This is a genomic window from Halosimplex rubrum (assembly GCF_013415885.1).
GTDB classification, from domain to species: domain Archaea; phylum Halobacteriota; class Halobacteria; order Halobacteriales; family Haloarculaceae; genus Halosimplex; species Halosimplex rubrum.
Map to the genome: position 1 here is coordinate 3,949,736 of NZ_CP058910.1, position 19,611 is coordinate 3,969,346.

Annotated in this window: 22 protein-coding genes; 10 read left to right on the plus strand and 12 right to left on the minus strand. The window is 70.9% G+C overall.

What is annotated here, in order from left to right:
* Positions 1 to 92 precede the first annotated feature (92 nt).
* The gene (locus HZS55_RS19790) at positions 93 to 1,856 is read right to left on the minus strand and encodes a Rieske (2Fe-2S) protein (protein ID WP_179909268.1); all 1,764 of its coding nucleotides are present in this window, start codon (positions 1,854 to 1,856) and stop codon (positions 93 to 95) included.
* A 156-nt stretch (positions 1,857 to 2,012) separates the two neighbouring features.
* On the opposite strand from HZS55_RS19790, the gene HZS55_RS19795 reads away from it, so the two are divergent.
* The 5 genes from HZS55_RS19795 to HZS55_RS19815 all read left to right on the plus strand — a co-directional run bounded on the left by HZS55_RS19795 (position 2,013) and on the right by HZS55_RS19815 (position 6,012).
* On the plus strand, positions 2,013 to 2,270 hold the full coding sequence (locus tag HZS55_RS19795) for a hypothetical protein (RefSeq protein ID WP_179909269.1): 258 nt from the start codon (positions 2,013 to 2,015) through the stop codon (positions 2,268 to 2,270).
* A gap of 54 nt (positions 2,271 to 2,324) precedes the next feature.
* The gene (locus HZS55_RS19800) at positions 2,325 to 2,924 is read left to right on the plus strand and encodes a DUF5789 family protein (RefSeq protein ID WP_179909270.1); all 600 of its coding nucleotides are present in this window, start codon (positions 2,325 to 2,327) and stop codon (positions 2,922 to 2,924) included.
* Positions 2,925 to 2,986: 62 nt separating this feature from the next.
* Positions 2,987 to 3,607 (plus strand): cupin domain-containing protein, encoded by a 621-nt coding sequence (locus HZS55_RS19805; protein ID WP_179909271.1) that lies wholly within the window; start codon positions 2,987 to 2,989, stop codon positions 3,605 to 3,607.
* 61 nt (positions 3,608 to 3,668) lie between these two features.
* The gene (gene dnaJ / locus HZS55_RS19810; protein ID WP_179909272.1) at positions 3,669 to 4,835 is read left to right on the plus strand and encodes a molecular chaperone DnaJ; all 1,167 of its coding nucleotides are present in this window, start codon (positions 3,669 to 3,671) and stop codon (positions 4,833 to 4,835) included.
* Between the two features lie 649 nt (positions 4,836 to 5,484).
* Positions 5,485 to 6,012 (plus strand): hypothetical protein, encoded by a 528-nt coding sequence (locus HZS55_RS19815; protein ID WP_179909273.1) that lies wholly within the window; start codon positions 5,485 to 5,487, stop codon positions 6,010 to 6,012.
* Positions 6,013 to 6,138: 126 nt separating this feature from the next.
* Here HZS55_RS19815 and HZS55_RS19820 read toward each other — a convergent pair whose 3' ends face one another.
* Positions 6,139 to 7,335, minus strand: a complete 1,197-nt coding sequence (locus HZS55_RS19820; RefSeq protein ID WP_179909274.1) for a threonine synthase — start codon at positions 7,333 to 7,335, stop codon at positions 6,139 to 6,141.
* Positions 7,336 to 7,479: 144 nt separating this feature from the next.
* Here HZS55_RS19820 and HZS55_RS19825 point away from each other — a divergent pair, with 144 nt between their 5' ends.
* On the plus strand, positions 7,480 to 8,757 hold the full coding sequence (locus HZS55_RS19825) for an NAD(P)/FAD-dependent oxidoreductase (protein ID WP_179909275.1): 1,278 nt from the start codon (positions 7,480 to 7,482) through the stop codon (positions 8,755 to 8,757).
* 26 nt (positions 8,758 to 8,783) lie between these two features.
* On the opposite strand, the gene HZS55_RS19830 is transcribed toward HZS55_RS19825, so the two are convergent.
* The 3 genes from HZS55_RS19830 to HZS55_RS19840 form a co-directional block, all read right to left on the minus strand.
* Positions 8,784 to 9,233: a CBS domain-containing protein gene (locus tag HZS55_RS19830; protein WP_179909276.1), complete on the minus strand. Its 450-nt coding sequence runs from the start codon at positions 9,231 to 9,233 to the stop codon at positions 8,784 to 8,786.
* Between the two features lie 160 nt (positions 9,234 to 9,393).
* Positions 9,394 to 10,095 carry a metallophosphoesterase family protein gene (locus tag HZS55_RS19835; protein WP_179909277.1) on the minus strand — a complete coding sequence of 234 codons (702 nt, stop codon included), beginning with the start codon at positions 10,093 to 10,095 and terminating at the stop codon, positions 9,394 to 9,396.
* 63 nt (positions 10,096 to 10,158) lie between these two features.
* Positions 10,159 to 10,779, minus strand: coding sequence for a GNAT family N-acetyltransferase (locus HZS55_RS19840; RefSeq protein ID WP_179909278.1), 621 nt, complete (start codon positions 10,777 to 10,779; stop codon positions 10,159 to 10,161).
* Positions 10,780 to 10,903: 124 nt separating this feature from the next.
* On the opposite strand from HZS55_RS19840, the gene HZS55_RS19845 reads away from it, so the two are divergent.
* From HZS55_RS19845 to HZS55_RS19855, 3 genes are all read left to right on the plus strand, one after another.
* Positions 10,904 to 11,695, plus strand: a complete 792-nt coding sequence (locus tag HZS55_RS19845) for a DUF7839 domain-containing protein (protein ID WP_179909279.1) — start codon at positions 10,904 to 10,906, stop codon at positions 11,693 to 11,695.
* Complete coding sequence (locus HZS55_RS19850) at positions 11,695 to 11,853, plus strand: hypothetical protein (RefSeq protein WP_179909280.1); 159 nt, start codon at positions 11,695 to 11,697, stop codon at positions 11,851 to 11,853. The genes HZS55_RS19845 and HZS55_RS19850 overlap by 1 nt, the downstream gene beginning before the upstream one ends.
* Positions 11,854 to 11,930: 77 nt before the next feature.
* Positions 11,931 to 13,094, plus strand: coding sequence for a thiolase family protein (locus tag HZS55_RS19855; RefSeq protein WP_179909281.1), 1,164 nt, complete (start codon positions 11,931 to 11,933; stop codon positions 13,092 to 13,094).
* Here the strand turns inward: HZS55_RS19855 and HZS55_RS19860 are convergent.
* The 6 genes from HZS55_RS19860 to HZS55_RS19885 form a co-directional block, all read right to left on the minus strand.
* Positions 13,031 to 13,318 (minus strand): hypothetical protein, encoded by a 288-nt coding sequence (locus HZS55_RS19860; RefSeq protein WP_179909282.1) that lies wholly within the window; start codon positions 13,316 to 13,318, stop codon positions 13,031 to 13,033. The genes HZS55_RS19855 and HZS55_RS19860 overlap by 64 nt on opposite strands.
* The gene (locus HZS55_RS19865) at positions 13,303 to 13,620 is read right to left on the minus strand and encodes an RPA12/RPB9/RPC11 RNA polymerase family protein (protein WP_179909283.1); all 318 of its coding nucleotides are present in this window, start codon (positions 13,618 to 13,620) and stop codon (positions 13,303 to 13,305) included. The genes HZS55_RS19860 and HZS55_RS19865 overlap by 16 nt, the downstream gene beginning before the upstream one ends.
* Before the next feature lie 242 nt (positions 13,621 to 13,862).
* Positions 13,863 to 14,666, minus strand: a complete 804-nt coding sequence (locus tag HZS55_RS19870; RefSeq protein WP_179909284.1) for an ATPase — start codon at positions 14,664 to 14,666, stop codon at positions 13,863 to 13,865.
* A 46-nt stretch (positions 14,667 to 14,712) separates the two neighbouring features.
* Positions 14,713 to 15,009 (minus strand): DUF5827 family protein, encoded by a 297-nt coding sequence (locus HZS55_RS19875; RefSeq protein WP_179909285.1) that lies wholly within the window; start codon positions 15,007 to 15,009, stop codon positions 14,713 to 14,715.
* Between the two features lie 241 nt (positions 15,010 to 15,250).
* Positions 15,251 to 15,862: a superoxide dismutase gene (gene sod / locus HZS55_RS19880; protein ID WP_179909286.1), complete on the minus strand. Its 612-nt coding sequence runs from the start codon at positions 15,860 to 15,862 to the stop codon at positions 15,251 to 15,253.
* Positions 15,863 to 16,050: 188 nt separating this feature from the next.
* The gene (locus tag HZS55_RS19885; RefSeq protein WP_179909287.1) at positions 16,051 to 17,487 is read right to left on the minus strand and encodes a cryptochrome/photolyase family protein; all 1,437 of its coding nucleotides are present in this window, start codon (positions 17,485 to 17,487) and stop codon (positions 16,051 to 16,053) included.
* A 127-nt stretch (positions 17,488 to 17,614) separates the two neighbouring features.
* Between HZS55_RS19885 and HZS55_RS19890 the strand changes: the two genes are divergently transcribed.
* Positions 17,615 to 18,457, plus strand: a complete 843-nt coding sequence (locus HZS55_RS19890; protein ID WP_179909288.1) for an enoyl-CoA hydratase/isomerase family protein — start codon at positions 17,615 to 17,617, stop codon at positions 18,455 to 18,457.
* 27 nt (positions 18,458 to 18,484) lie between these two features.
* Here HZS55_RS19890 and HZS55_RS19895 read toward each other — a convergent pair whose 3' ends face one another.
* Positions 18,485 to 19,555, minus strand: a complete 1,071-nt coding sequence (locus HZS55_RS19895) for a DMT family transporter (protein ID WP_179909289.1) — start codon at positions 19,553 to 19,555, stop codon at positions 18,485 to 18,487.
* Between the last annotated feature and the right edge of the window lie 56 nt (positions 19,556 to 19,611).

Here is a 19,611-nt window from a genome sequence, read left to right on the forward strand (position 1 = left end):
GCGGCGGCCCCGCTCGCTTGTCTGGTCGTCGCTTCCCTGTGCGTCGGATCTCGGACCGGTGAGCGCGACCGATGGACGACCGGTCACGCTCGTCAGTCGGCCGCGCCCTCGTGGATCGCCTCGCCGCGATACAGCCGCTCGGCGATGGTGAACGTCTGTTCGGCCTCCCGCCTGGTCGGGAAGTGCGCGGCCATGTACCTGCCAGGCGCGACCAGGGCGAGTCGGCGCTCGCGGTCGCGCTCGGCGGCCTCGAACTGCGCGAACCCGGCCTCGACGTTCTGGAGGGTGTGGAAGCCGGCGTCCTCCCGCAGGAGCCCCTCGGCCATCGTCCGTTTCAGGGCCTCGGGGTCGCCGCCGGCGTCGAAGTGACGACCGACGATCCGTCCGGCCTCGTCGACGCGACCCTGCTCGTCGAACGTCTCCAGCAGGCGCTCGCGCAGTTCCGCGGGGTCGTCGCCCTCGCCGGCGCCGACTTCCGGCAGCGGCGCCGCCGGTCGGTTGAGAAAGCGGTCCAGATACACCGACATCGCCCCCTGCCAGCAGGCCCGATAGAGGTCGTCGGCGTCGGTGCGACCCGCCAGTTGCTCGACCGCGTTGGCAAAGGAGAACGTGTGATGGACCGTGTTCCAGTCGCCGAACTCGTTGCTGGTCGCGAACCCCGCGACCCGCCGGAGCGCCGCCACGGCGACGGCGTGGGCCAGCTGCTCGGTCGTCGCACCCTCGCGGATGGCGTCACGGAGCGCCTCGTCGATGGCGTGGGGGTCGTCGCCCAGCAGCCGGTCGACGAAGCCGTCGGGTCGAGCCCAGGACTTCCCGGCGCCCGCCGCGGCCAGGTCGGGGATGTCGTCGGCGGCGTCGAAACAGAGTTGCGACACGTCGACCGGCTGGCGCCAGGAACTGGTCTCCTCCGCCCGGGAGCCGTCCGTGATCGCGTCGACCGTCGAGGCGAGCACGTCCGGCGCCCGCTCCCAGCCGACGTGGTCGAGCGTCTCGAACGCTTTGTTGACGAAGTCGACCGTGTGACTGCCGTTCATGTAGAGGTGGTCGGTCGCGGCGGCGACGAGGACCTCCACGAGGTCTTCCGGAGGGAGCGTCGCGGTCGCCGCCCGCAGGCAGCGCTCGGCGCCGTCGCTGTCGCGGACCTCGCAGGTCTCGCGGAACCACGACTTGAGTCGCTCCTTGCCGAGGTCCTCGTTGCCCAGCGCGTACTGGTCGAACCTGGGGGGTTCGCCCGCGCAGTTTGCCGCCACCTCGCGGGCGCCGACGAACATCGCCCGTCGCTTCTCGTCGCGGTCGACCTGGCCGTAGAGGTTCGCCATCGCACCCAGCGTCGTCAGCCCCCGCCCCCAGCCGTCCGCCCGATACTTCGTCCCGAAGTCGACCGCCGTCTCCAGCGGCGTCGTGAACCCTTCCCCGTGGTGGTCGAGGTGGATCGCGCTCTTGGCGAGCACGAGCGAGAGGGTCTCGGCCATGCCGTCGACCAGCCGGTTGCGCCAGTGGACTTCCGGTGCCACGTCCTGCTCGGGGTCGGGGTCGACGTACACCGTGCCGTCCCGGATCGCCGTCGGGAACGTCTGCACGTCGTCGGCCCAGATATCGAAGGTGTCCCCGCAGGACAGTTCGAACCGCGCGTGGTGCCAGTGACAGGTGAGCAGGCCGTCCTCGACGCTCCCCTTCGCGAGCGGGAACCCCATGTGCGGACAGCGGTTGTCGACCCCGTACACCTCTCCCTCGTGATGAAAGAGGGCGACGCTGTGGCCGCCGACGGTCGTCACCGCGCGCCCCTCCTCTCGCAGGGTCGGCAGGTCGGCGGCCGCCTCGTACCCCTCCGGCCCGTCCGTGGACTCCGTTGCCATACCTCACGGGTCGGGCGCCGGAAGTAAAGACGTTCGCTGAAGGTCGTTTTTGAAATCCAGCGATCACTTCGGTGAGGAGGGAAAACGTGATTTCGAACCGACACTAACTCCGCGTATGGGCCGCTGGATACGCTCACGGGTCTCGGGATGGTGGTTGTGTATCTGGGCGTACTCGGGCTGGCGGGCTGGGCGATCTACCTCAGGGTCAGACACCGCGTCCACTACGGCCTCTCGGCGTTCGGGCTGGGTGGGCCGAGCGACACCGACCCGGAGGCGATGACGAACTGCCCCGAGTGCGGCGCTCGTAACGACGGGGAGCGGACGGTCTGTCGGTACCGCTCGGAGCCGCTGGACCGGGACCGCGACGAGTCCGCGGAGCGGTGGAGTCGCCTCCGCTCGGACGGGACGGAGTGAGCGACGGGGCTCGGCGACCACAGGGTTATCCGCGCCGGATTCCAAATACGCGGGATGCCAGACGACAGAGCGGGGAGAGACAAACAGGCCCGAGACGAGGAGAACCGACAGCGGATGCGAGCGATGCTGGAGGAACTCGAACGCGGCGACGAGACGGAGCCGCCGATCGAGGAGGGAGAACTAGAGGATCTCGACGCGGAACTCGAGACCGTCGAGTTCCCGGCGACGGGGCTGGAACTCGTCGAGGCGGTCGGCTCCCACGAGGTCGAGTCCGCGGAGGGGACCCGCGACCTGGCGGAGCTGCTCCCGCGCTCGGAGCGCGAGGCGTACGACTCGCCCGAGGCGGTCCGCGCGCGCGTCCAGCGCCCGACGGTCGCCGCGGCGATGCGACGGATCGTCGAGGCGGCCGACGAACTCCGGAGCGCCGAGTTCGGGAGTTCCCAGCGCGAGGGGTACGAGCGGACCTTCCGGGAGCTCAAGGCGATCGACGCCGTCGACGACGACGAGGGGATCCCGGTCGTCGCCGACTGGGTCGTCGAGCGCATCCGCGAGAAGGAGACGCTCCCGGGCTCGCGCGACGTGCGCCGGCGGGCGGCGAAGTTCTGCCGGTCGAACGGCTACGAGGTCCGCAACGACGAGTGGCTCGGCGTGTGAACGCGCGCGCTCGACCGCGGGACCGCCCACAGTGATTTCTCCCTCGGCCGTGACCGGCCGATATGGAACGCGTCGCGTTCGACGACGCCGGCGAGACGACCGACGGACCGACGACCGACATCGACCGCCGCGGGTTGTCCGGCCCGCTCGAAACGGACGGCGTCGCGATCAACCGCTACCGCGTCCCGCCCGGGGAGGGGCTCCCCAGCGGGCTCCACGCTCACGCCGACCAGGAGGAGGTCTTCGTCGTCCTCGACGGCACCGCGACCTTCGAGACGTTGCCCGGTCGCGAGCCCGACACTGAGGGCGGCGACCCACGGACCGGTCGCGAGGTCACCGTCGAGGCGGGCGAGGCGGTCCGGTTCGCGCCCGGCGAGTACCAGTCGGGGTACAACCGCGGGAGCGACGACCTGGTGGCGCTCGCGGTCGGCGCGCCCCGCGAGACCGCGGACGTTCGCGTCCCCGTCCGCTGTCCCGACTGCGGCGAGGCCGACTTCGCGCTCGACGCCGGGGGCGACACGCTCGCCTTTCGCTGCCCGGACTGCGACGCCGAACGCGTCCCCGCGCCCTGTCCCGACTGCGGGAGCGGCGCGATGACGCTGACGCTCGACGACGACGGTGCGGTCGTCGCGGCCTGTGAGGGCTGTACGTCGACGTTCGGCGAGCCGCCGTATCGGCGGTGAGCGCGGACGAGTCCAGACCCGCTCTATTGAAGTACCTCAATCGTCTACACCGGCACAAGCGATGAGCGAGGACTTCTACGAGGTGCTGGGGGTCTCCCGAGACGCCAGCGAGGAGGAGATCCAGCAGGCCTACCGGGAGAAAGCCCGGGAGTATCACCCCGACGTGAGCGACGAGGCCGACGCCGAGGAGAAGTTCAAGCAGGTCAAGAAGGCCAAGGAGGTCCTCACCGACGAGGAGCAGCGCCAGATGTACGACCAGCTCGGCCACGACCGCTACGTCGAGGCCGACAAACACGGCGCCACCGACAACGGCGGCCGCGGCGCCGGCGGCATGGGCGGCATGGGCGGCATGGGCGGTGGCGGCGGCCAGGGCCCGTTCGGCGACATGTCCGACATCTTCGAGACGTTCTTCGGCGGGGGTGGGGGTCGCGGCGACTCCAATCGGCCCCGACAGGGCCGGGACCTCCGGACGACCCTGGAGATCGACCTCGAAGACGCCTACCACGGCGTCGAGAAGGAGCTCAACGTCACCCGCCCGGACACCTGTCCCGACTGCAACGGCCAGGGCCACCCGCCGGACACCGACTCCCGGCAGTGCCCCGAGTGCAACGGCCGCGGGCAGACCACGACCACCCAGCAGACGCCGATGGGTCGCGTCCAGCAGCGCCAGACCTGCCGGCGCTGCGAGGGCGAGGGCACCGTCTACGAGGAGACCTGTTCGACCTGTCGCGGCGACGGCGTCGTCCGCGAGGACGCCTCCCTCTCCGTGGAGGTCCCCGCCGGCATCGAGGACGGCCAGACCCTCCGCATGGAGCGCGAGGGCGCCCCGGGCGAGCGCGGCGGCCCTAAGGGCGACCTCCTCATCGAGGTCGCCGTCCGCGACCACCCCGACTTCGACCGCGAGGGCGCGGACCTGCACCACCAGGAGCCCATCTCCTTCCCGCAGGCGGTCTTCGGCGACACTGTCGAGGTATCGACGGTCGACGGCGCCGTCGAACTCGACGTGCCCGCCGGCACCCAGAGCGGCGAGACCTTCCGCCTCTCCGGCAAGGGCATGCCGCGGCTCCGCCGCCGCGGCGACGGCGACCTGTACGTCCAGGTCCAGGTCGTCACCCCCGACGACCTCAACGCCGAGCAGAAGGAGGCCCTCGAAGCGTTCGCCGAGGCCGGCGGCGAGGAGGTCGACGTGGGCCAGGGCTTCTTCGAGAAGATCAAAGACTCCTTCTAGACCATCTTTTTCCCGCCCGGGTTTCCTCGGTCGCCTACGGCGACCTGCGGGGAACCCGTGCGGGAAAAACATGGGTGAAAAAGGCCGCCTCCGCGGGGCTTCGCCCCGCTCCGGCGGAAGAACCGGCGCCTCCGGCGCCGGATGCTAACTACAGAGTGTTGTGGTTGCAGTGCCGTCGGCGCGTGCTGTCGAGCGTGCCCGCCTTTTGGCGGGCCGCTCGAAATAGCCGCGCGAGGGATGAGAGAGCCGAAGGCGAGCGAATCGGCTGGGGAGGCTCGTGGCTGCCTGCGGTGCTGTGCGGGGCGGTTACCGTTGCGGTGCCGTGCGGTCCCTGGCGTCCTCGTGAGCGAAGCGAACGAGGGCTCAGGAGAGCTTGCTCTCCTGGTGGACTGAACGGGCGAGGCGCGCTCGCGCCGGTAGTCGCCTGAGCGGGCACTATCCGCGCGGGCGGTGCCGAGAGCGCGGATATCCCGCTCAGCGACCGCGAGCGCGTCGAGGGCGTTCATCGCTTGCCATCGACTGCGGTGCTGTCGTCTCCGTTTCTTTCACGCACCAACTGACCGAAACTACTGCTCAACTCGCACGCGTATCTCTCACTATCGCTCCCGGACCCCGGCACCTAACTACCCGGCGCGAGTGGCCACCGGTAATGGCGAGCAGTCGCTCCGGACTGGTCGGTGACGAGCGCGGCGGCGTCGAGCGATGGGTGGTCTGGCTGGTCGCGCTCGCCGTCGTGGGCGGACTCGTCGGCTCGGTCGTCTACCTCGACGACGAACTCCGCCGGGACAGTCCCGGCGCCGACTTCTCGGTGTCGTTCGACGCCGATGCGGGCGCGTTGACGGTCGAACACGCCGGCGGCGATCCGATCGCCGACCGGACGACCGAGCGGCTGTCCGTTGCCGTCCGCGACGGATCGACCGGTACCGGCGAGGAAGTCGTCTGGGTCGGCGATTCACCCGGCGCGACCGAGCGCGGGGTGGGGTACCCCGTTCGGCCGGGCGACTCGCTGACGGTCGACGACCCCCGCGTGGACGCCGACGGCGACGGGAGCTACCTGGACGCCGAGCGCAGCGTCGGCTTCTATCTGGAGTCGGGCGACTCGGTGCGTGTGGTGTGGACCGGGTCGATGCGCGGGACGACCCAGACCGTGACGCTCGCGAACGCGACGCTGGGGTAGTCGGACCGTTCTCCCCGTCGCTGCGACCGCGCGCTGGGACCCTCCGACGCGCTCGCTCACTCGCTCGTCGCCCGAGGCCCTCCGCTCGATAGCACGCGCTATGAAAAATCGCCGAGTTCGCGCCGCTCAGACACCCTTTCGCATCAGGTGACTGCGGAGCACGTCGTTCTCCTTGGTGCCGGCGACGGGGTTGACGAGGACGACGGTGTCGTCGCTGCCGAGGTGGCCGCCGTCGGCGAGCTCCTGCGCGGCCGCGGCACCGACCCCACCTGTCGCGCTCGCCTCGATGCCCTCCGCGTTCAGCTGGACCGCGGCTTCCAGCGCGTCGTCGTCGCCGGCGCCGACCGCCCAGCCGCCGGTGTCGCGCACGGCGTCGAGGGCGAGCGCACCGCCGGCGGGGTCCGGAACTTCGAGCGCGCCGATCAGGGTGTCCGGCCGCTCCCAGGTCTCGGTGTCGTCGTCGCCCGCGTCGTCGGCGGCGACGACCGGGGCGCAGTCCTCGGGCTGGGCGACGTGGAGCGCGGGGGTGTCGTCGACGGGCCCCGCCTCCCGCAGTTGCTCGGCGGCGAGGTGGCTGCCGACGACGCCGAGGCCGTGGGCCGTCGGGTGGACGACCGCGTCGGGGACCGCCCAGTCGAGTTGCTCGACGACTTCGAACAGGAGCGTCTTCGCGCCCTCGTGGCGATAGGGGGTGTCGAAGGGTGCCAGCGAGTGCCAGCCGGCGTTGGCCTCGTCGCTCATCGCGCCCTCGAAGGCCTCGACCGCGTCGGGATAGCGGCCCTCGACGACGCTCATGTCGCCGCCGTGGACGTTGGTCATGGCCTTGGCGACGAACGTCGAGCGGGTCGGGACGAACGCCTCCGACTCCAGACCGGCGCGGGCGGCGTAGGCGGCGGCGCTCTGGCCGGCGTCGCCGGTGGTCGGGAGCGCGACCTTCTCGGCGCCGTGGTCGCGGGCGGCGGTCACGGCCAGCGCGGTCCCGCGGTCGGCGGTCGTGCCGGTCGGGTTCGCCCCCTCGTCTTTGACGTAGACGGCGCCGACGCCCAGTGCCTCGGCGAACTCGGGGGCGGGGATCAGCGGCGTCGTCCCCTCGTCGAGGGTCACGAGGGCGTCGGCGGGGAACGGCAGCAGGTCCGAAAACCGGGCGAGGCCGTCGAAGCGCGCCGCGGCGAGCGACTCGCGGGTCACGTCGGCGGCCGCGGGATCGTAGCTCGCGCGGAGGGCGCCGCCGCAGTCGGGACAGCGTCCCGGGACGGCCGCGGGGTCGTGGGTCGCCTCGCAGTCGACGCAGGCGAGGCCGTCGAGCGACGTGGTGGTGTCCATATCGGGCTCGCGGGCTCGGACCGACTAAGCACTGTTCGTTCGCGGTCGTCGGCGGGGCGAACGCGTTCGCGAGCGGGGATCCGGGACCCGCCGCGAGCGGGCCGAGACGGGGGCGTTTAGTGAGTCCGCTCCGTGGGAACGGGTATGAGCGATGTCGTCGTCGTCGGCGGTGGACTGGCGGGCCTGGTCGCCGCGCGACGCCTGGCCCGGGACGGGGCGGACGTGACGCTGTTCGAACGCCGCGACGAACTCGGGGGACGCGTCCGCTCGCGCGAGGTCGACGGGTTCACCCTCGACCGGGGGTTCCAGGTGCTGCTCTCCGCCTACCCGGCGGTCCGCGAGGAGCTCGACCTCGACGCGCTGGACCTGCGCACCTTCGCCCCGGGTGCGACCATCGCCCGACCGGACCACCGCTCGACGCTCGCGGACCCGTTCCGGGCGCCGCTTTCCGCCGTCGAGTCCGCGATGAACCCCGACGTGACGCTGATGGACAAACTCCGCGTCCTCAAGCTCCGCCGGGAGTTGGGCAACGCCGACCCCGGAGACCTCCTCGACGGACCGACCGAGAGCATCCGCGAGTACCTCGACGGGAAGGGGTTCTCCGAGCGGTTCGTCGAGAACTTCGCCGCGCCGTTCTACGGCGGTATCACCCTCGACCGCTCGCTGTCGACCGATGCCGGCGTCTTCCGCTACACCTTCTCGATGCTCTCGCGCGGGAACACCGCCGTCCCCGCCGACGGCATGGGCGCGATCTCCGACCAGCTCGCCGCCCGCGCTCGCGACGCCGGCGTGTCCGTCGAGACGGGCACCGAGGTCACCGCGGTCGAGGGAGCCGCCAGCGAAGGGGCCGCCGGCGGGGCGACCGTCGAGGCCGGCGGCGAAACCGTCGACGCCGACGCCGTCGTCGTCGCGACCGACCCGAAGCGAGCGCGGGAGTTGACCGGCGTCGGATCGATCCCGACAGACGCACGGGGCTGTGTCACCCAGTACTTCCGGACCCGCGAACACCGCTCGCTCGACACCGGGCATCGGCTCGTCCTCAACGCGGCCGACAGCTGTCCGAACACCGTCGCCCCGCTGTCGACCGTCGCGCCCGAGTACGCGCCGGACGGCCACGCCCTCCTGTCCGCGACGACGCTGGGCGTCCCCGACCGGTCCGACGAGGAACTGGCCACCGCCGTCCGCGACGCGCTGGTCACCTGGTACCCAGAACACCGATTCGACGACCTCGAACTGCTCGCGACCGACCGCATCGAGTTCGCCCAGTTCGACCAGCCGCCGGGCTTCCGCGAGGGCCTCCCCGCGGCCGACGCTCCGGATGGGTCGGTCTTCCTCGCCGGCGACTACACGCAGTGGTCGTCGATCCAGGGCGCGCTGGAGAGCGGCCAGGTCGCGGCCGACGCCGTCTCCGACGGTCTATGAGTCGCTGAACCCGGAGTCGACTCGACTCAGTCGCCCACCGTCACGCCGGTTCCGTTCGTCGCGCCGACGGACAGCGGTTCGTCCGCCCACTCCACGTCGACGTTGTGCCGCGAGCAGTACGGCGCCAGCGACGCGGCCGACACGAGTCCGCAGAACACGCCGTCCTCGACGACCGGCAGGTGCTTCACGCCGACGGTCCGCATTCGCTCGGCGGCCTCGAACACGGTCGCGTCCGGCGTGATCGTCGTCACCGACGCGGACATGATCGCCCGCACCGACGGCCGTTCGTCCGTCTCGGCGACCAGCGCGACGACGTCGCCCTCGGTGACGACGCCGACGACGGTCTCCGATTCGAGGACGACCAGCGCCGACACGTCGGGCGCCCGCAACCGCTCGGCGGCCTCGGTCACCGGCGTCTCGGGGTCGATCGTCCGCGCGGTCGAGGTCGTGACGGTCTCCACGGTCGTCTCGATCATCTGTGTCAATTGGTACCAAACAACGCTACTTAGTTCTCGTGGACATACGTCTTTGAGATCCTAGTATTGCTAGCACAAGTTCGTGATATATACAGCAGAAGGCCATAATTGATCGACTATGGCTCGTGAAATATAACGAATGCGGTCTAAGACGCTACCCTCACAGCATCCGTGAGAACTGGCCGAGCGGGGGGAAGGTGAGCGTCTCCTCGCTCTCGGAGTCGAAGACGACGGGTCGGTACTGCGAGATACCGGTGACGACGGGGGACAGCTCCGGCCGGGACGTGCCGAGGCGTCCGCCGACCGAGAGCCCCTCGACGAGGCGGTTGAACGACGGGAGGACGAGCACGTCCGAGCGGCGGTAGGCGCCGTCGCCGACGAGGAAGCAGGGACGTTTCCGCCCCTCGATCTCGATGGCCGGGTGGTCGTGGCCGACGACGTAGGCGTCGGCCGGAGTCTCGGGTTCCTCGTGGCCGTGGGTCACGACGACGGTCTCTTCGCCGTCCGTGTCGAGTTCGTACTCGTCGCGGAGCTCCCCCGAATAGGCGGCGTCGAGCATCGCGTCGTGGTTGCCCTCGACGACGACGAGACGCGCGCCCGCTTCCCTCACCGCCCGGACGACGCCCGACAGCGCCTCGTCGGCCGAATCCGGGACGTAGTCGAACGAGTGGAACACGTCGCCGGCGAGTACGACTTCGGCGGGCTCGAAGCGGTCGAGCAGCCCCGCCAGACGCTCGACGCAGTCGTCGCCGGCGCCGATGGGGAACTCGACCGTCGAGGCTTCGCCCTTCCCGAAGTGGGTGTCCGCGAGGACGAGCGTGCCGTCGATGTATGCGGCCCGGTCGCGGTACGTCGGGTCCATCGCTCGACTCTCGGCGCCCGGCCGGCAAATGCCTGACGCACCCCACCGGTCCGACCGGCGCCGCTACGCCGAGTCCGGCTCGGCCGTCGCCGCCCGGTACTCCGCGGCGGTGACGGTGAACCGATGCACGTCGGCGACCGTGCCGTCCATGTTCACCTCGAAGTTACGCAGCAGCCCCTCGCGGCGGCCGCCGTGGGCGTCCACGTACCGAGAGACCGCCTTCCGGGACTGCTCGTTGCCCTCGTGGACGCAGACGACGACGGCATCCAAGTCGAGGCGGTCGAAGGCCACGTCCATCAGCGCCGCCGCCCGCTCGCCGGAGTAACCGCGGCCCCAGAACGGCTTGCGGAGCCACGCGCCGAACGTCGCCGTCTTCGCGTCCCAGTCGACGGTGAGGCCGGTGAGACCCGCGAACTCTCCCGCGCCGTCCTCGCCGGGTCTCGGTCGGATCACGTACGTCGCACCCTCGCCGTTCTCGCGTTCTCCCGTGACCTGGTCGAGAAACTCCTCGGTCTCCTTCGGCGTCCGGTGAGGGTCCCAGGTGACGTGCTCGGTGATCTCGTCGACGTGCGGGGCGCTCTCACCGGTGTGTTCGTACAGCTCCAGCGGGTCGACCGACTCGGTCGTCGCCGGGTCGAGGACCAGCCGCTCGGTCTCGACGCGTTCGGGGAAGAGATCCGACATACTCCGACGGCGGCGGGCCAGCGGAAAAGCGCTTTCCCGAGTGTGGGAGTCGGTGACGGACTCGGCGGGCGAGGACCGGGCGCCGGCGGGGAGATTTATACCGGCGGGGTCCCCAGACGGGAGTATGGTCGACGTCCTCGCGAACAAGCGCGCGGCGACGCGGTTCCGCGTCCTCGTGGAGATCGCCGAGCGCCAGCCGGCGGTCAGCCAGGGGGAGATCGCCGAGGCCGTCGGCGTGACCAGCCAGGCGGTCAGCGAGTACATCCGCGACCTCGTCGAGGACGGCCTCGTCGAGAAACAGGGCCGCTCGCGCTATCGCGTCACCACCGAGGGCGTCGACTGGACGCTCCAGGCCGCCGCGGACGTGCGCCGGTTCGCCGAGCACGTCACCGACGACGTGCTGGGCTCCGTCCAGGAGGACGCCGCGATCGCGACCGACGCCATCGCCGAGGGCGACACCGTCTCCCTGTCGATGCGCGACGGGCTCCAGCACGCGTCTCCCGTCACCGCCGACGAGGCGACCGAGACGGCGGCCGCCACCGGCGTCGCCACCACCGACGCCAACGCCGGCGAGGTCGTCGGCGTCACCGGATTCGAGGGCGTCATCGACCTCGACCCCGGCGAGGTGCGCGTCCTCCAGGTCCCGTCGATCCGCTCGGGCCGTCCCGACGACGACCGCCTCGCCGATCTGGCCGACGCCTGCGAGGGCGCGGACCTCGTTGTCGCCTCCGGCGTCGAGGCCGTCGGCGCGCTCCGGTCGCTGGGCGTCGACCCCGCGACGTACTTCGCCGCCGGAGAAGTAGCCGCAGACGCCGCCTCGCGCGGCCTCTCGGTGGTCGTCGTCGCCATGGCCGACGGCGTCGGCCGCGTGACCGACGCCCTCCGCGACACCGGCGTCTCCTACGAGGTGAGATGATGACCGACGAACTTGACACAGCAGTCGAGGACTTTCTCGACAGGACCGACGCAGCGCTCTCCGAATACGACGACGGCTACGCCGACGCCGACGCGACGCTCCGCGTCGTCCGAAACCACCTCGCCGACCTGCGCGAGGCCGCCGAAGACGAGAACTAACGGGCGAGTCGGGCCCGACCGATCTTCACCGGGCCCCGGCACAACACGGATAACGGAGCCACGCGAACCGCTGCCACATGACAGACGTAGTGATAGTCGACGGCTCGCGGACGGCCCACGGCGCGATGCTCGGCTCGCTCTCGGACGTGCGCGCGCCGGACCTGGGCGCGACGGTACTGGAGGACCTGATCGACCGCTCGGGCGTCGAACCCGAGGATCTGGACTGGGTCGGTCTGGGCAACGCCGTCCAGGCGGGCGTCGGCCAGGTCCCCGCCCGGCAGGCGGTCACGCGGGCGGGGCTCCCCGAGGACACGCCGGCGACGACCGTCAACGAGGCGTCGGGGTCTGGACTGCGCGCCATCACCCTCGCCGCGGACCGCATCGCGGCCGGCCGAGCGGACATCGCCGTCGGCGGCGGCATGGAGTCGATGTCCAACGCCCCCTATCTCCTCCGCGACCTCCGCGAGGGTCGCCGCCACGGCGACACCGAACTCGTCGACTCGATGATCTTCGACGCGCTGTGGGACGTGGGCTACGACGCCCACATGGGCGAACTCACCGAGCGGCTGGCCGAGGCCCACGGCATCTCCCGGGAGCAACAGGACCGCTACGCCCTGCGGAGCAACCGTCACGCCGCCGAGTCGATCGAGGAGGGCCGCTTCGACGAGGAACTCGTCCCCGTCGAAGTCGACGACCGACTCGTCACGACCGACGAGGGGCCGCGGGCCGACACCTCGCTGGACCGACTCGGGGGACTCCCGGCGGCGTTTCGCGACGAGGGGACCATCACGCCCGGGAACGCGTCGAAACTCGCCGACGGCGCGGGCGGGGTCGTCCTCGCCAGCGCGGAGGCGGCCCGCGAGCACGGGCTCGGCCCGATGGTCCACGTCGAGGACTACGCCGTCGCCTACCGCGACCCCGCGGAGTTCTCGCAGGCCGTCGGCGACGCGATCGAGGGATTGCTCGACCGGAACGACCTGGCGGTCGACGACGTGGACCACTACGAGGTCAACGAGGCGTTCGCGGCCCAGACCGTCTACGTGCGCGACCGGCTGGCGATTCCGGAGGAACGGCTGAACCCCCTCGGCGGCGCGGTCGCGCTGGGTCACCCCATCGGCGCCAGCGGCGGGATACTGACGACGACGCTCGCTCACGCGATGGTTCGGGAGGACCACGACTACGGGGTGGTGGGGATGAGCGTCGGCGGCGGCGGCGCGGTGATGGCGTTGCTGTCACGGTAGCGGTTGCGTCGAAGGCCGCCGGCGGCGTCGCGAGTGAGCGTCGGCGGCGGCGGCGCGGTGATGGCGTTGCTGTCGCGATAGCGGTCGCGTCGAAGGCCGCCGGCGGCGTCGCGAGTGAGCGTCGGCGGCGGCGGCGCGGTGATGGCGTTGCTGTCGCGGTAGCGGTCGCGTCGAAGGCCGCCGGCGGCGGGGCTCGCGAGATGGGCCGTCAGGACTCGCGCCACTTGTGGCCGCAGTCGACGCAGGTGAACAGCCGAACCTCGTAGGAGCCGCCCGGCTTCGGCAGCATCTCGTAGTAGGCCCGGTCGCTGTCGCAGTCCTCGGCCGGACAGGGCTCCTGCATCGTCTCGGTGGAGCGCTGGGTCACGTCGGCCACGGCGGGTGCCCCGTCGTCTTGCTGTCCATCCTGAGTCGCCATCGCCGCTTCCGCTTGCGAGTCCCGCGGCGCCTCGTTCTCACAGGAGCGACACACCCACGTCTCGCCCTCCGTGTGCATCATCGAACCGCACTCGTCACAGAATCGCATATAAAGTAAGAGGACACGGCTGTCGGATATATGTGTTAACTTTCGATCCGTCGTGGGTCTCAGGTACCTGTTCGTACTGCCTGCACCGAGCTGTCGAAGAGGTAACGGGAGCTATAGTAGAATTTGAGAGCGTTTGCACGGTCGACCGCACGACTGCATGCGGTCATCCGAGCGATGTCTTTCAAATTCTACTGTATTTTCCGCGGTCGATCCGCACACGACACCGGAGGCGAGCCGGCGGGTCACTCGAAGGCGGCGGCGAGGACGGTGTCGTAGGCGTGTTCGTAGGCGTCGGCGACGGCCGCGGGGTCGCCGCGTTCGCCCTTCGACAGCGGCGGGAGTCGGGCATCGGCTTTCGGTTCGATCAGGTCGGTCACGTCGTCGACGCGCTCCTCCAGTTGGCCGGCGTCGGGGCCGCCGCTGGCGATTGCACACCCCTTCGCGTAGCGAGCGCCGTCGTAGACGCGGACCCGGCCCGGCTCGACCACGGCGACGGCGTCGGGGTCGATCTCCCGGAACGGACGGGCCACGTCGGCGTAGGACTCGACGACGGCGCGCTCGGTCGCCTCGATCTCTCCCAGCAGCGACCGCTGTTCGGCGAGATGGCGGTCGGTCATCTCCTCGTTGAACCCCTCGACCGAGGAGACGCGCGGCGCGTCGGCCAGTGGGAGCGACTCCAGGACCGACTCCGGGAGGTCGACCGTGCCGTTGACGACGAACGATTCGCCGACGCGGTCGACGAGGAACTCCCGGTCGTCTTTCCCCAGCAGGCCGGTCCCGCCGCCCGGGCTGGGTCGCCAGAGTCGGTGGACGGCGTTGACGTCCTCGGGCGTCACATCGGCGGGGCTGGCGGCGGCGAGCTTGCGAGCGTCCTTGCCGTAGAGACGGCCGTCGGCGGTCGCGTTCAGGAAGTCGTCGTGGTCGAACCAGTAGTCGTTGCCGGCGCGGGGCTTGAACCCCACGGCGCCGGTCCGGGCGACCAGTCCCACCGAGAAGGTGGTCTTGCCGGCGTCGACGCGCGACCCCCCGGCGACGAGCAGCCTCATCGGTCGCGCTCCCCCTCCCCCTCCCGGTCTCGTCCCCGACCGCGCGTCATTGCTCGGCGGTGCCGTCGGCGTCGACGCCCGGCGCGAGCCCGTAGTAGCCCGGTTCGCCGTCGGCCTCGGGTTCGGCGAAGACGAACTGCTCGCTGTGGCCCATCATCCACGGAATCGCCCAGTCCAGCAGGACGTTCTCCGTCTCGATGTCCAGCTCGGCCTCGGCGTCGAGCCCCTGCAACAGACGGCCGACCTCGTAGATGGTGTAGAGTTGGTCGGCGTCGAGGATCTCCGCCGGTTCGTGGAACTCCAGCGGTCGCAGGTCGTCGAAGTCGGCTTTCGGTTGTGGCATGGACTCGGGTACACCCGGTCGACGCCTAAAGCCCTCGAAACGGGGACGGCGGGTCTCGAGGTCGCTCCCGGCGGAGCGCGGCCCGGCGGCTGGTCGATGGAGCGCGGCCCGGCGGCTGGTCGATGGAGCGCGGCCCGGCGGCTGGTCGATGGAGCGCGGCCCGGCGGCTGGTCGATGGAGCGCGGCCCGGCGGCTGGCCGGTCGGGCGCGAAAAAAACGGTGATGGTGAACTGACTCGTCGTTACTCGAAGTGGCCGACTGCGGTCTCGTACTGGTCTGCGACCTCGTCCCAGTCGACGACCTCGAAGAAGGCGTCGATGAAGCTGCCGCGGTCCGGGCCGTAGTCGTAGTAGTACGAGTGCTCCCAGACGTCCAGAGCCATGATGGGGTGGGAACCCCACAGCGCGCCCTGGTCGTGCTTGTCGACGGCCACGTTGCGCAGCTGCTTGGCGACCGGGTCGTACACGAGCAGCGCCCAGCCGCCGGCGGCGCCGGCGGCGGCCTCGAACTCGCCCTTCCAGCCCTCGTAGGAGCCGAAGTCCTCCTCGATGCGGTCGCGGAGGTCACCCTCCGGCTCGCCGCCGCCGTTCGGGGACATGTTGTCCCAGAACAGCGTGTGCAGGTAGTGGCCGGAGCCGTTGTGGGTGACGTTGCCCAGCGCACCGGCCGAGGAACCGAAGTCGCCGGACTCGCGGTTGTCGGCGAGCGTCTCCTCGGCGGATTCGAGGCCGTTGACGTACCCCTGATGGTGGGTGTCGTGATGCCACGTGAGCACCTGCTCGCTCACGTGCGGTTCGAGCGCGTCGTAGTCGTACGGGAGCGGCGGAAGCTCGGGATCGGAATGTTCTGTCATAGATATCTCCTCCACTCTAGCGGTCGGCTGGATACCTGTTAAAGTTTGAGGAACTGGATGGGAGATCTTGTCACGCACGGTTGACACGGACGGAGCCTGACCCGCGGGACGCGGCCGAATCCGTCGACCCGCCGGGCGTCCGCGACCCCTCGGCGCTGAGAGAGGTCTCGGCGGTGCCGACCGCTCCGTCAGTCGTCGGCCCGCGATCGCTCGAACATGTCGATGGCCTGCTCGCGTCGGCGGCCGTGGTCGACGATCGGCGCGGGATACTCGGGCGCCAGCATCTCGCGGCGACCCTGGTCCAGTTCGTGCCACTCGTGGATCGCGTCGGCGGGCACGTCCGACAGTTCGGGGACGTACTCGCGGATGTACTCGGCGTCGGGGTCGTAACGCTCGCCCTGTGTCATCGGGTTGAACACGCGGAAATAGGGCTGGGCGTCCGTGCCGGTCGAGGCGGCCCACTGCCAGCCGCCGTTGTCGTTGGCGGTGTCGTGGTCGACCAGTTTCTCCCGGAACCAGTCGTAGCCCTCCCGCCAGTCGATCAGGAGATCCTTCGTCAGAAAGGAGGCGACGATCATCCGCACGCGGTTGTGCATGTAGGCTTCCCGCCGCAACTGGCGCATCCCCGCGTCGACGACGGGGTAGCCCGTCTCGCCGTCCTTCCATGCCCGGAGCGCCTCGGGGTCGCGGTTCCACTCGATGGGGCGCTCGTACTCTTTGAAGTTCTCCGTGACGACGCCCGGCTCGTTCCAGAGGACGTGGTGGTAGAACTCCCGCCAGGCGAGCTGTGACTCGAACTCCTCGGCGGAGTCGTAGTCGGCACCCGCGGCCGCGGATTTGGCCTCGCGGACCGCCTCGTGGACCTCGCGGACGCCGATAGTCCCGAACTTCAGGTGGGCCGAGAGCCGGGACGTACACTCGTCGGCGGGGTAGTCCCGGCGGTCGTCGTAGTCGTACACGTCGCCCTCGCAGAAGGCGTCGAGGAGGTCGCGAGCGACGTCGGTGCTCGCCGGGGGCACGTCGGCCTCGGGTTCGTCGAACCCCAGGTCGTCGAGGGTGGGGAGCGGGTCGCCGTGGTCGAGACCGCCCACGTCGAGGTCTGCGAGGTCCCCCTCCTCGGGCGCCGGGGCGGGGGCCTCTTTCTCCCGGTCGCGCCACTTCTTCCAGAAGTAGGTGAACACGGAGTACACCTCCCCCTGGTTGGTTCGGATCGAGCCGGGCTCGTGGAGCAGGGCGTCCTCGACGGAACGACGGGCCACGTCGACGTCGTCGAGCGCCTGCCGGACCGCGGCGTCGCGCTCGCGGCCCAGTCCGGAGACCTCGGCGCCCCAGGTGACGGCGTCGGCGTCGAACGCCTCGGCGACGGCGGGGACGACCTCGCGGGGGTCGCCGTGACGGACCACCAGGTCGCTCCCGCGCTCGCGATACCACGTCCGCAGCGAGTCGAGCGCGTCGAGCATGAACGCGACGCGGGGCGGCCCGGCGTGGGCGAGCACGTCGCGGTCGAAGACGAACAGCGGGACGACCGGTCCGTCGGCGGGCACGTCCGGCAGATCGCCCGCCGCGGCGGCCAGCCCCCGGTTGTCCGCCGTCCGGAGGTCCCGGCGGTGCCAGTGGACTCTCATACGGGGACGACGCCGGGCTCGTACCTCAAAGTACCCCCAAACGAGTGGGGGAGCGACGCCGTGGGAGAGGGACGGCGACTCCCGCGCGCCACGCACGCTTAACCGGGCGGCGGCCCACCGTGAGGCCATGGAACACGTCACGGTCGACGTGGCCGACGGCGTCGCGACAGTCACGCTCGACCACCCGGAGATGCGCAACGCGCTGACCAGCGGCGTCGCCACCGACCTCATCGACGCGATCGAGGCGGTCCCCGAGGAGGCCCGCTGCGTCGTCCTCGCCGGGAACGGCCCCACCTTCTGCGCCGGCGGCGACATCGACGCGATGGTCGACGGGCTGGAGGGCGAGCGAAGCGAGCCCTCCGAACGGTCGGGCGGGGAGCGGAGCGACCCGCGAGAGGGCGAGACGCCCGCCCACGAGCGGGTCGAACGCATCGTCGAGGAGACCGCGGGCGCGGTGCGGGCGGTCGCGACCTGCGACCTCCCGACGGTCGCGAAGATCCACGGGCCCGCCTACGGCGCCGGCGGCGCGCTCGCGATCGCCTGTGACCTCCTGCTGGCCAGCGAGTCGGCGTCGATCAGCTTCGGCTTCCGCCAGGTCGGCCTCAACGTCGATTCGGGCGCGTCGCACCTCCTCCCGCGGATCGTCGGCGACAACGTCGCGAAGGAACTGCTGTACACCGGCGAACTCATCGACGCCGACCGGGCGAAGGATGTGGGGCTGTTCAACCACGTCTACGCCGACGACGAGTTCGAGGGTCGCGTCGCGGGGATGGTCGACCGGATCGCCTCGGGTCCGACGGTCGCGCTGAAACAGTCGAAGCGGCTCGTCGAACAGGGGCCGACGAGTTCGCTCGATGAGGCCATCGAAAACGAGGCCGCCGCCCAGATCGTCTCCGCGTCGACGGGGGACCACGAGGAGGGCGTCCGCGCGTTCGTCGCGAGCCGCGAACCCGAGTTCGAGGGAGAGTGACGAGGGTGGGGCCGGCGAGGGGAGGGTTCAGTCGTCGGCGGGACAGCCCGGGCCATCGGGGTCGATCCGGCAGTCGCTCACCGGGTGGTCGGTCGCCGAGCGGTCGTCGGGCGCGTCGGTCCCGCCGTCGGTCGCGTAGGCGTCGTCGAGCGAGCGCAGGCTCTCGGAGGCCAGCAGGCGGCCGGGGAGGGTGTCCCGGAGTCCGGGCCGGGCGAACGACTCGCTCCCGATGACGGCGAAGCCGGCGAAGACGACGAGGAAGCCGGCGACGGCGAGCCCCGAGATCGTCTCGCCCAGCAGCGCCCAGCCGCCGAGGGTCGCGACGAGCGGGACGACGTAGAACGCGAGGTTCGCCCGGATCGCCCCGACGGAGTCGATGAGGCCGAAGTAGGCGATGTAGGCGAGCGCGCCGGCGAAGACGGCGACGTAGCCCAGCGCGAGCAGCGCCTCGGCGTTCCACGACACCGCGGCGACCGACTCGCCGGCTCCGAGACTCAGGGCGTGCGTGACCAGGGCGGCCAGCGGGAGGCCCCACGCGACCCGGACGGTGCTGTCGAGGTCGGCGTCGGCCCGGCGGATCAGGACCGATCCGAGCGCGCCGCACACCGCGCTGACGAGCAGTACCGCCTCGCCGAAGACGCCGCCCGAGAGCAGCGCCGCGGGGTCGGGGCTGGCGACCAGTCCGACGCCGAGGAGACCTAACGCCATGCCGACCGCGCCGCGCGCCGAGAGGCGTTCGTCGGCGAGCAGGACGGCGGCGAAGACGGGCGTCAGGATCGGGTTCAGGCTGGCGATGATGGCGCCGACGCCGCTGGTGACGTACTGCTGGCCGACGAACAGCAGGGCGTTCGTCAGCCCGATGGCGAACAGCCCGGTCGCGACGATGCCGCCGAGGTCGCCCCGCGTCCGCGGGACGAGCTGCTCGCGCGAACGGGTGAGCGCGACGAACGCGAACAGCGCGACCGCGGCCACGTCGAACCGGAGCGCGACGAACAGCAGCGGGGGGAAGTGAGCCAGTCCGGCCTTCGCCGCGACGAACGTCCCGCCGAAGAGGACGCTGGTCGCCAGGAACGCCGCGACGGTACGACGGCCGATCACGGCGCCACCTCCCGGTGCGACGGGTGATGCGTAGTAGAGATCATCGTACAATATCC

What these genes read in the sequence shown, in the direction of transcription:
- HZS55_RS19790 (WP_179909268.1), bottom strand. Translation starts at nt 1,856, where the DNA reads ATGGCAACGGAGTCCACGGACGGGCCGGAGGGGTACGAGGCGGCCGCC.
- HZS55_RS19800 (WP_179909270.1), top strand. Translation starts at nt 2,325, where the DNA reads ATGCCAGACGACAGAGCGGGGAGAGACAAACAGGCCCGAGACGAGGAG.
- HZS55_RS19805 (WP_179909271.1), top strand. Translation starts at nt 2,987, where the DNA reads ATGGAACGCGTCGCGTTCGACGACGCCGGCGAGACGACCGACGGACCG.
- dnaJ (WP_179909272.1), top strand. Translation starts at nt 3,669, where the DNA reads ATGAGCGAGGACTTCTACGAGGTGCTGGGGGTCTCCCGAGACGCCAGC.
- HZS55_RS19815 (WP_179909273.1), top strand. Translation starts at nt 5,485, where the DNA reads ATGGCGAGCAGTCGCTCCGGACTGGTCGGTGACGAGCGCGGCGGCGTC.
- HZS55_RS19820 (WP_179909274.1), bottom strand. Translation starts at nt 7,335, where the DNA reads ATGGACACCACCACGTCGCTCGACGGCCTCGCCTGCGTCGACTGCGAG.
- HZS55_RS19825 (WP_179909275.1), top strand. Translation starts at nt 7,480, where the DNA reads ATGAGCGATGTCGTCGTCGTCGGCGGTGGACTGGCGGGCCTGGTCGCC.
- HZS55_RS19830 (WP_179909276.1), bottom strand. Translation starts at nt 9,233, where the DNA reads ATGATCGAGACGACCGTGGAGACCGTCACGACCTCGACCGCGCGGACG.
- HZS55_RS19835 (WP_179909277.1), bottom strand. Translation starts at nt 10,095, where the DNA reads ATGGACCCGACGTACCGCGACCGGGCCGCATACATCGACGGCACGCTC.
- HZS55_RS19840 (WP_179909278.1), bottom strand. Translation starts at nt 10,779, where the DNA reads ATGTCGGATCTCTTCCCCGAACGCGTCGAGACCGAGCGGCTGGTCCTC.
- HZS55_RS19845 (WP_179909279.1), top strand. Translation starts at nt 10,904, where the DNA reads ATGGTCGACGTCCTCGCGAACAAGCGCGCGGCGACGCGGTTCCGCGTC.
- HZS55_RS19850 (WP_179909280.1), top strand. Translation starts at nt 11,695, where the DNA reads ATGACCGACGAACTTGACACAGCAGTCGAGGACTTTCTCGACAGGACC.
- HZS55_RS19855 (WP_179909281.1), top strand. Translation starts at nt 11,931, where the DNA reads ATGACAGACGTAGTGATAGTCGACGGCTCGCGGACGGCCCACGGCGCG.
- HZS55_RS19865 (WP_179909283.1), bottom strand. Translation starts at nt 13,620, where the DNA reads ATGCGATTCTGTGACGAGTGCGGTTCGATGATGCACACGGAGGGCGAG.
- HZS55_RS19870 (WP_179909284.1), bottom strand. Translation starts at nt 14,666, where the DNA reads ATGAGGCTGCTCGTCGCCGGGGGGTCGCGCGTCGACGCCGGCAAGACC.
- HZS55_RS19875 (WP_179909285.1), bottom strand. Translation starts at nt 15,009, where the DNA reads ATGCCACAACCGAAAGCCGACTTCGACGACCTGCGACCGCTGGAGTTC.
- sod (WP_179909286.1), bottom strand. Translation starts at nt 15,862, where the DNA reads ATGACAGAACATTCCGATCCCGAGCTTCCGCCGCTCCCGTACGACTAC.
- HZS55_RS19885 (WP_179909287.1), bottom strand. Translation starts at nt 17,487, where the DNA reads ATGAGAGTCCACTGGCACCGCCGGGACCTCCGGACGGCGGACAACCGG.
- HZS55_RS19890 (WP_179909288.1), top strand. Translation starts at nt 17,615, where the DNA reads ATGGAACACGTCACGGTCGACGTGGCCGACGGCGTCGCGACAGTCACG.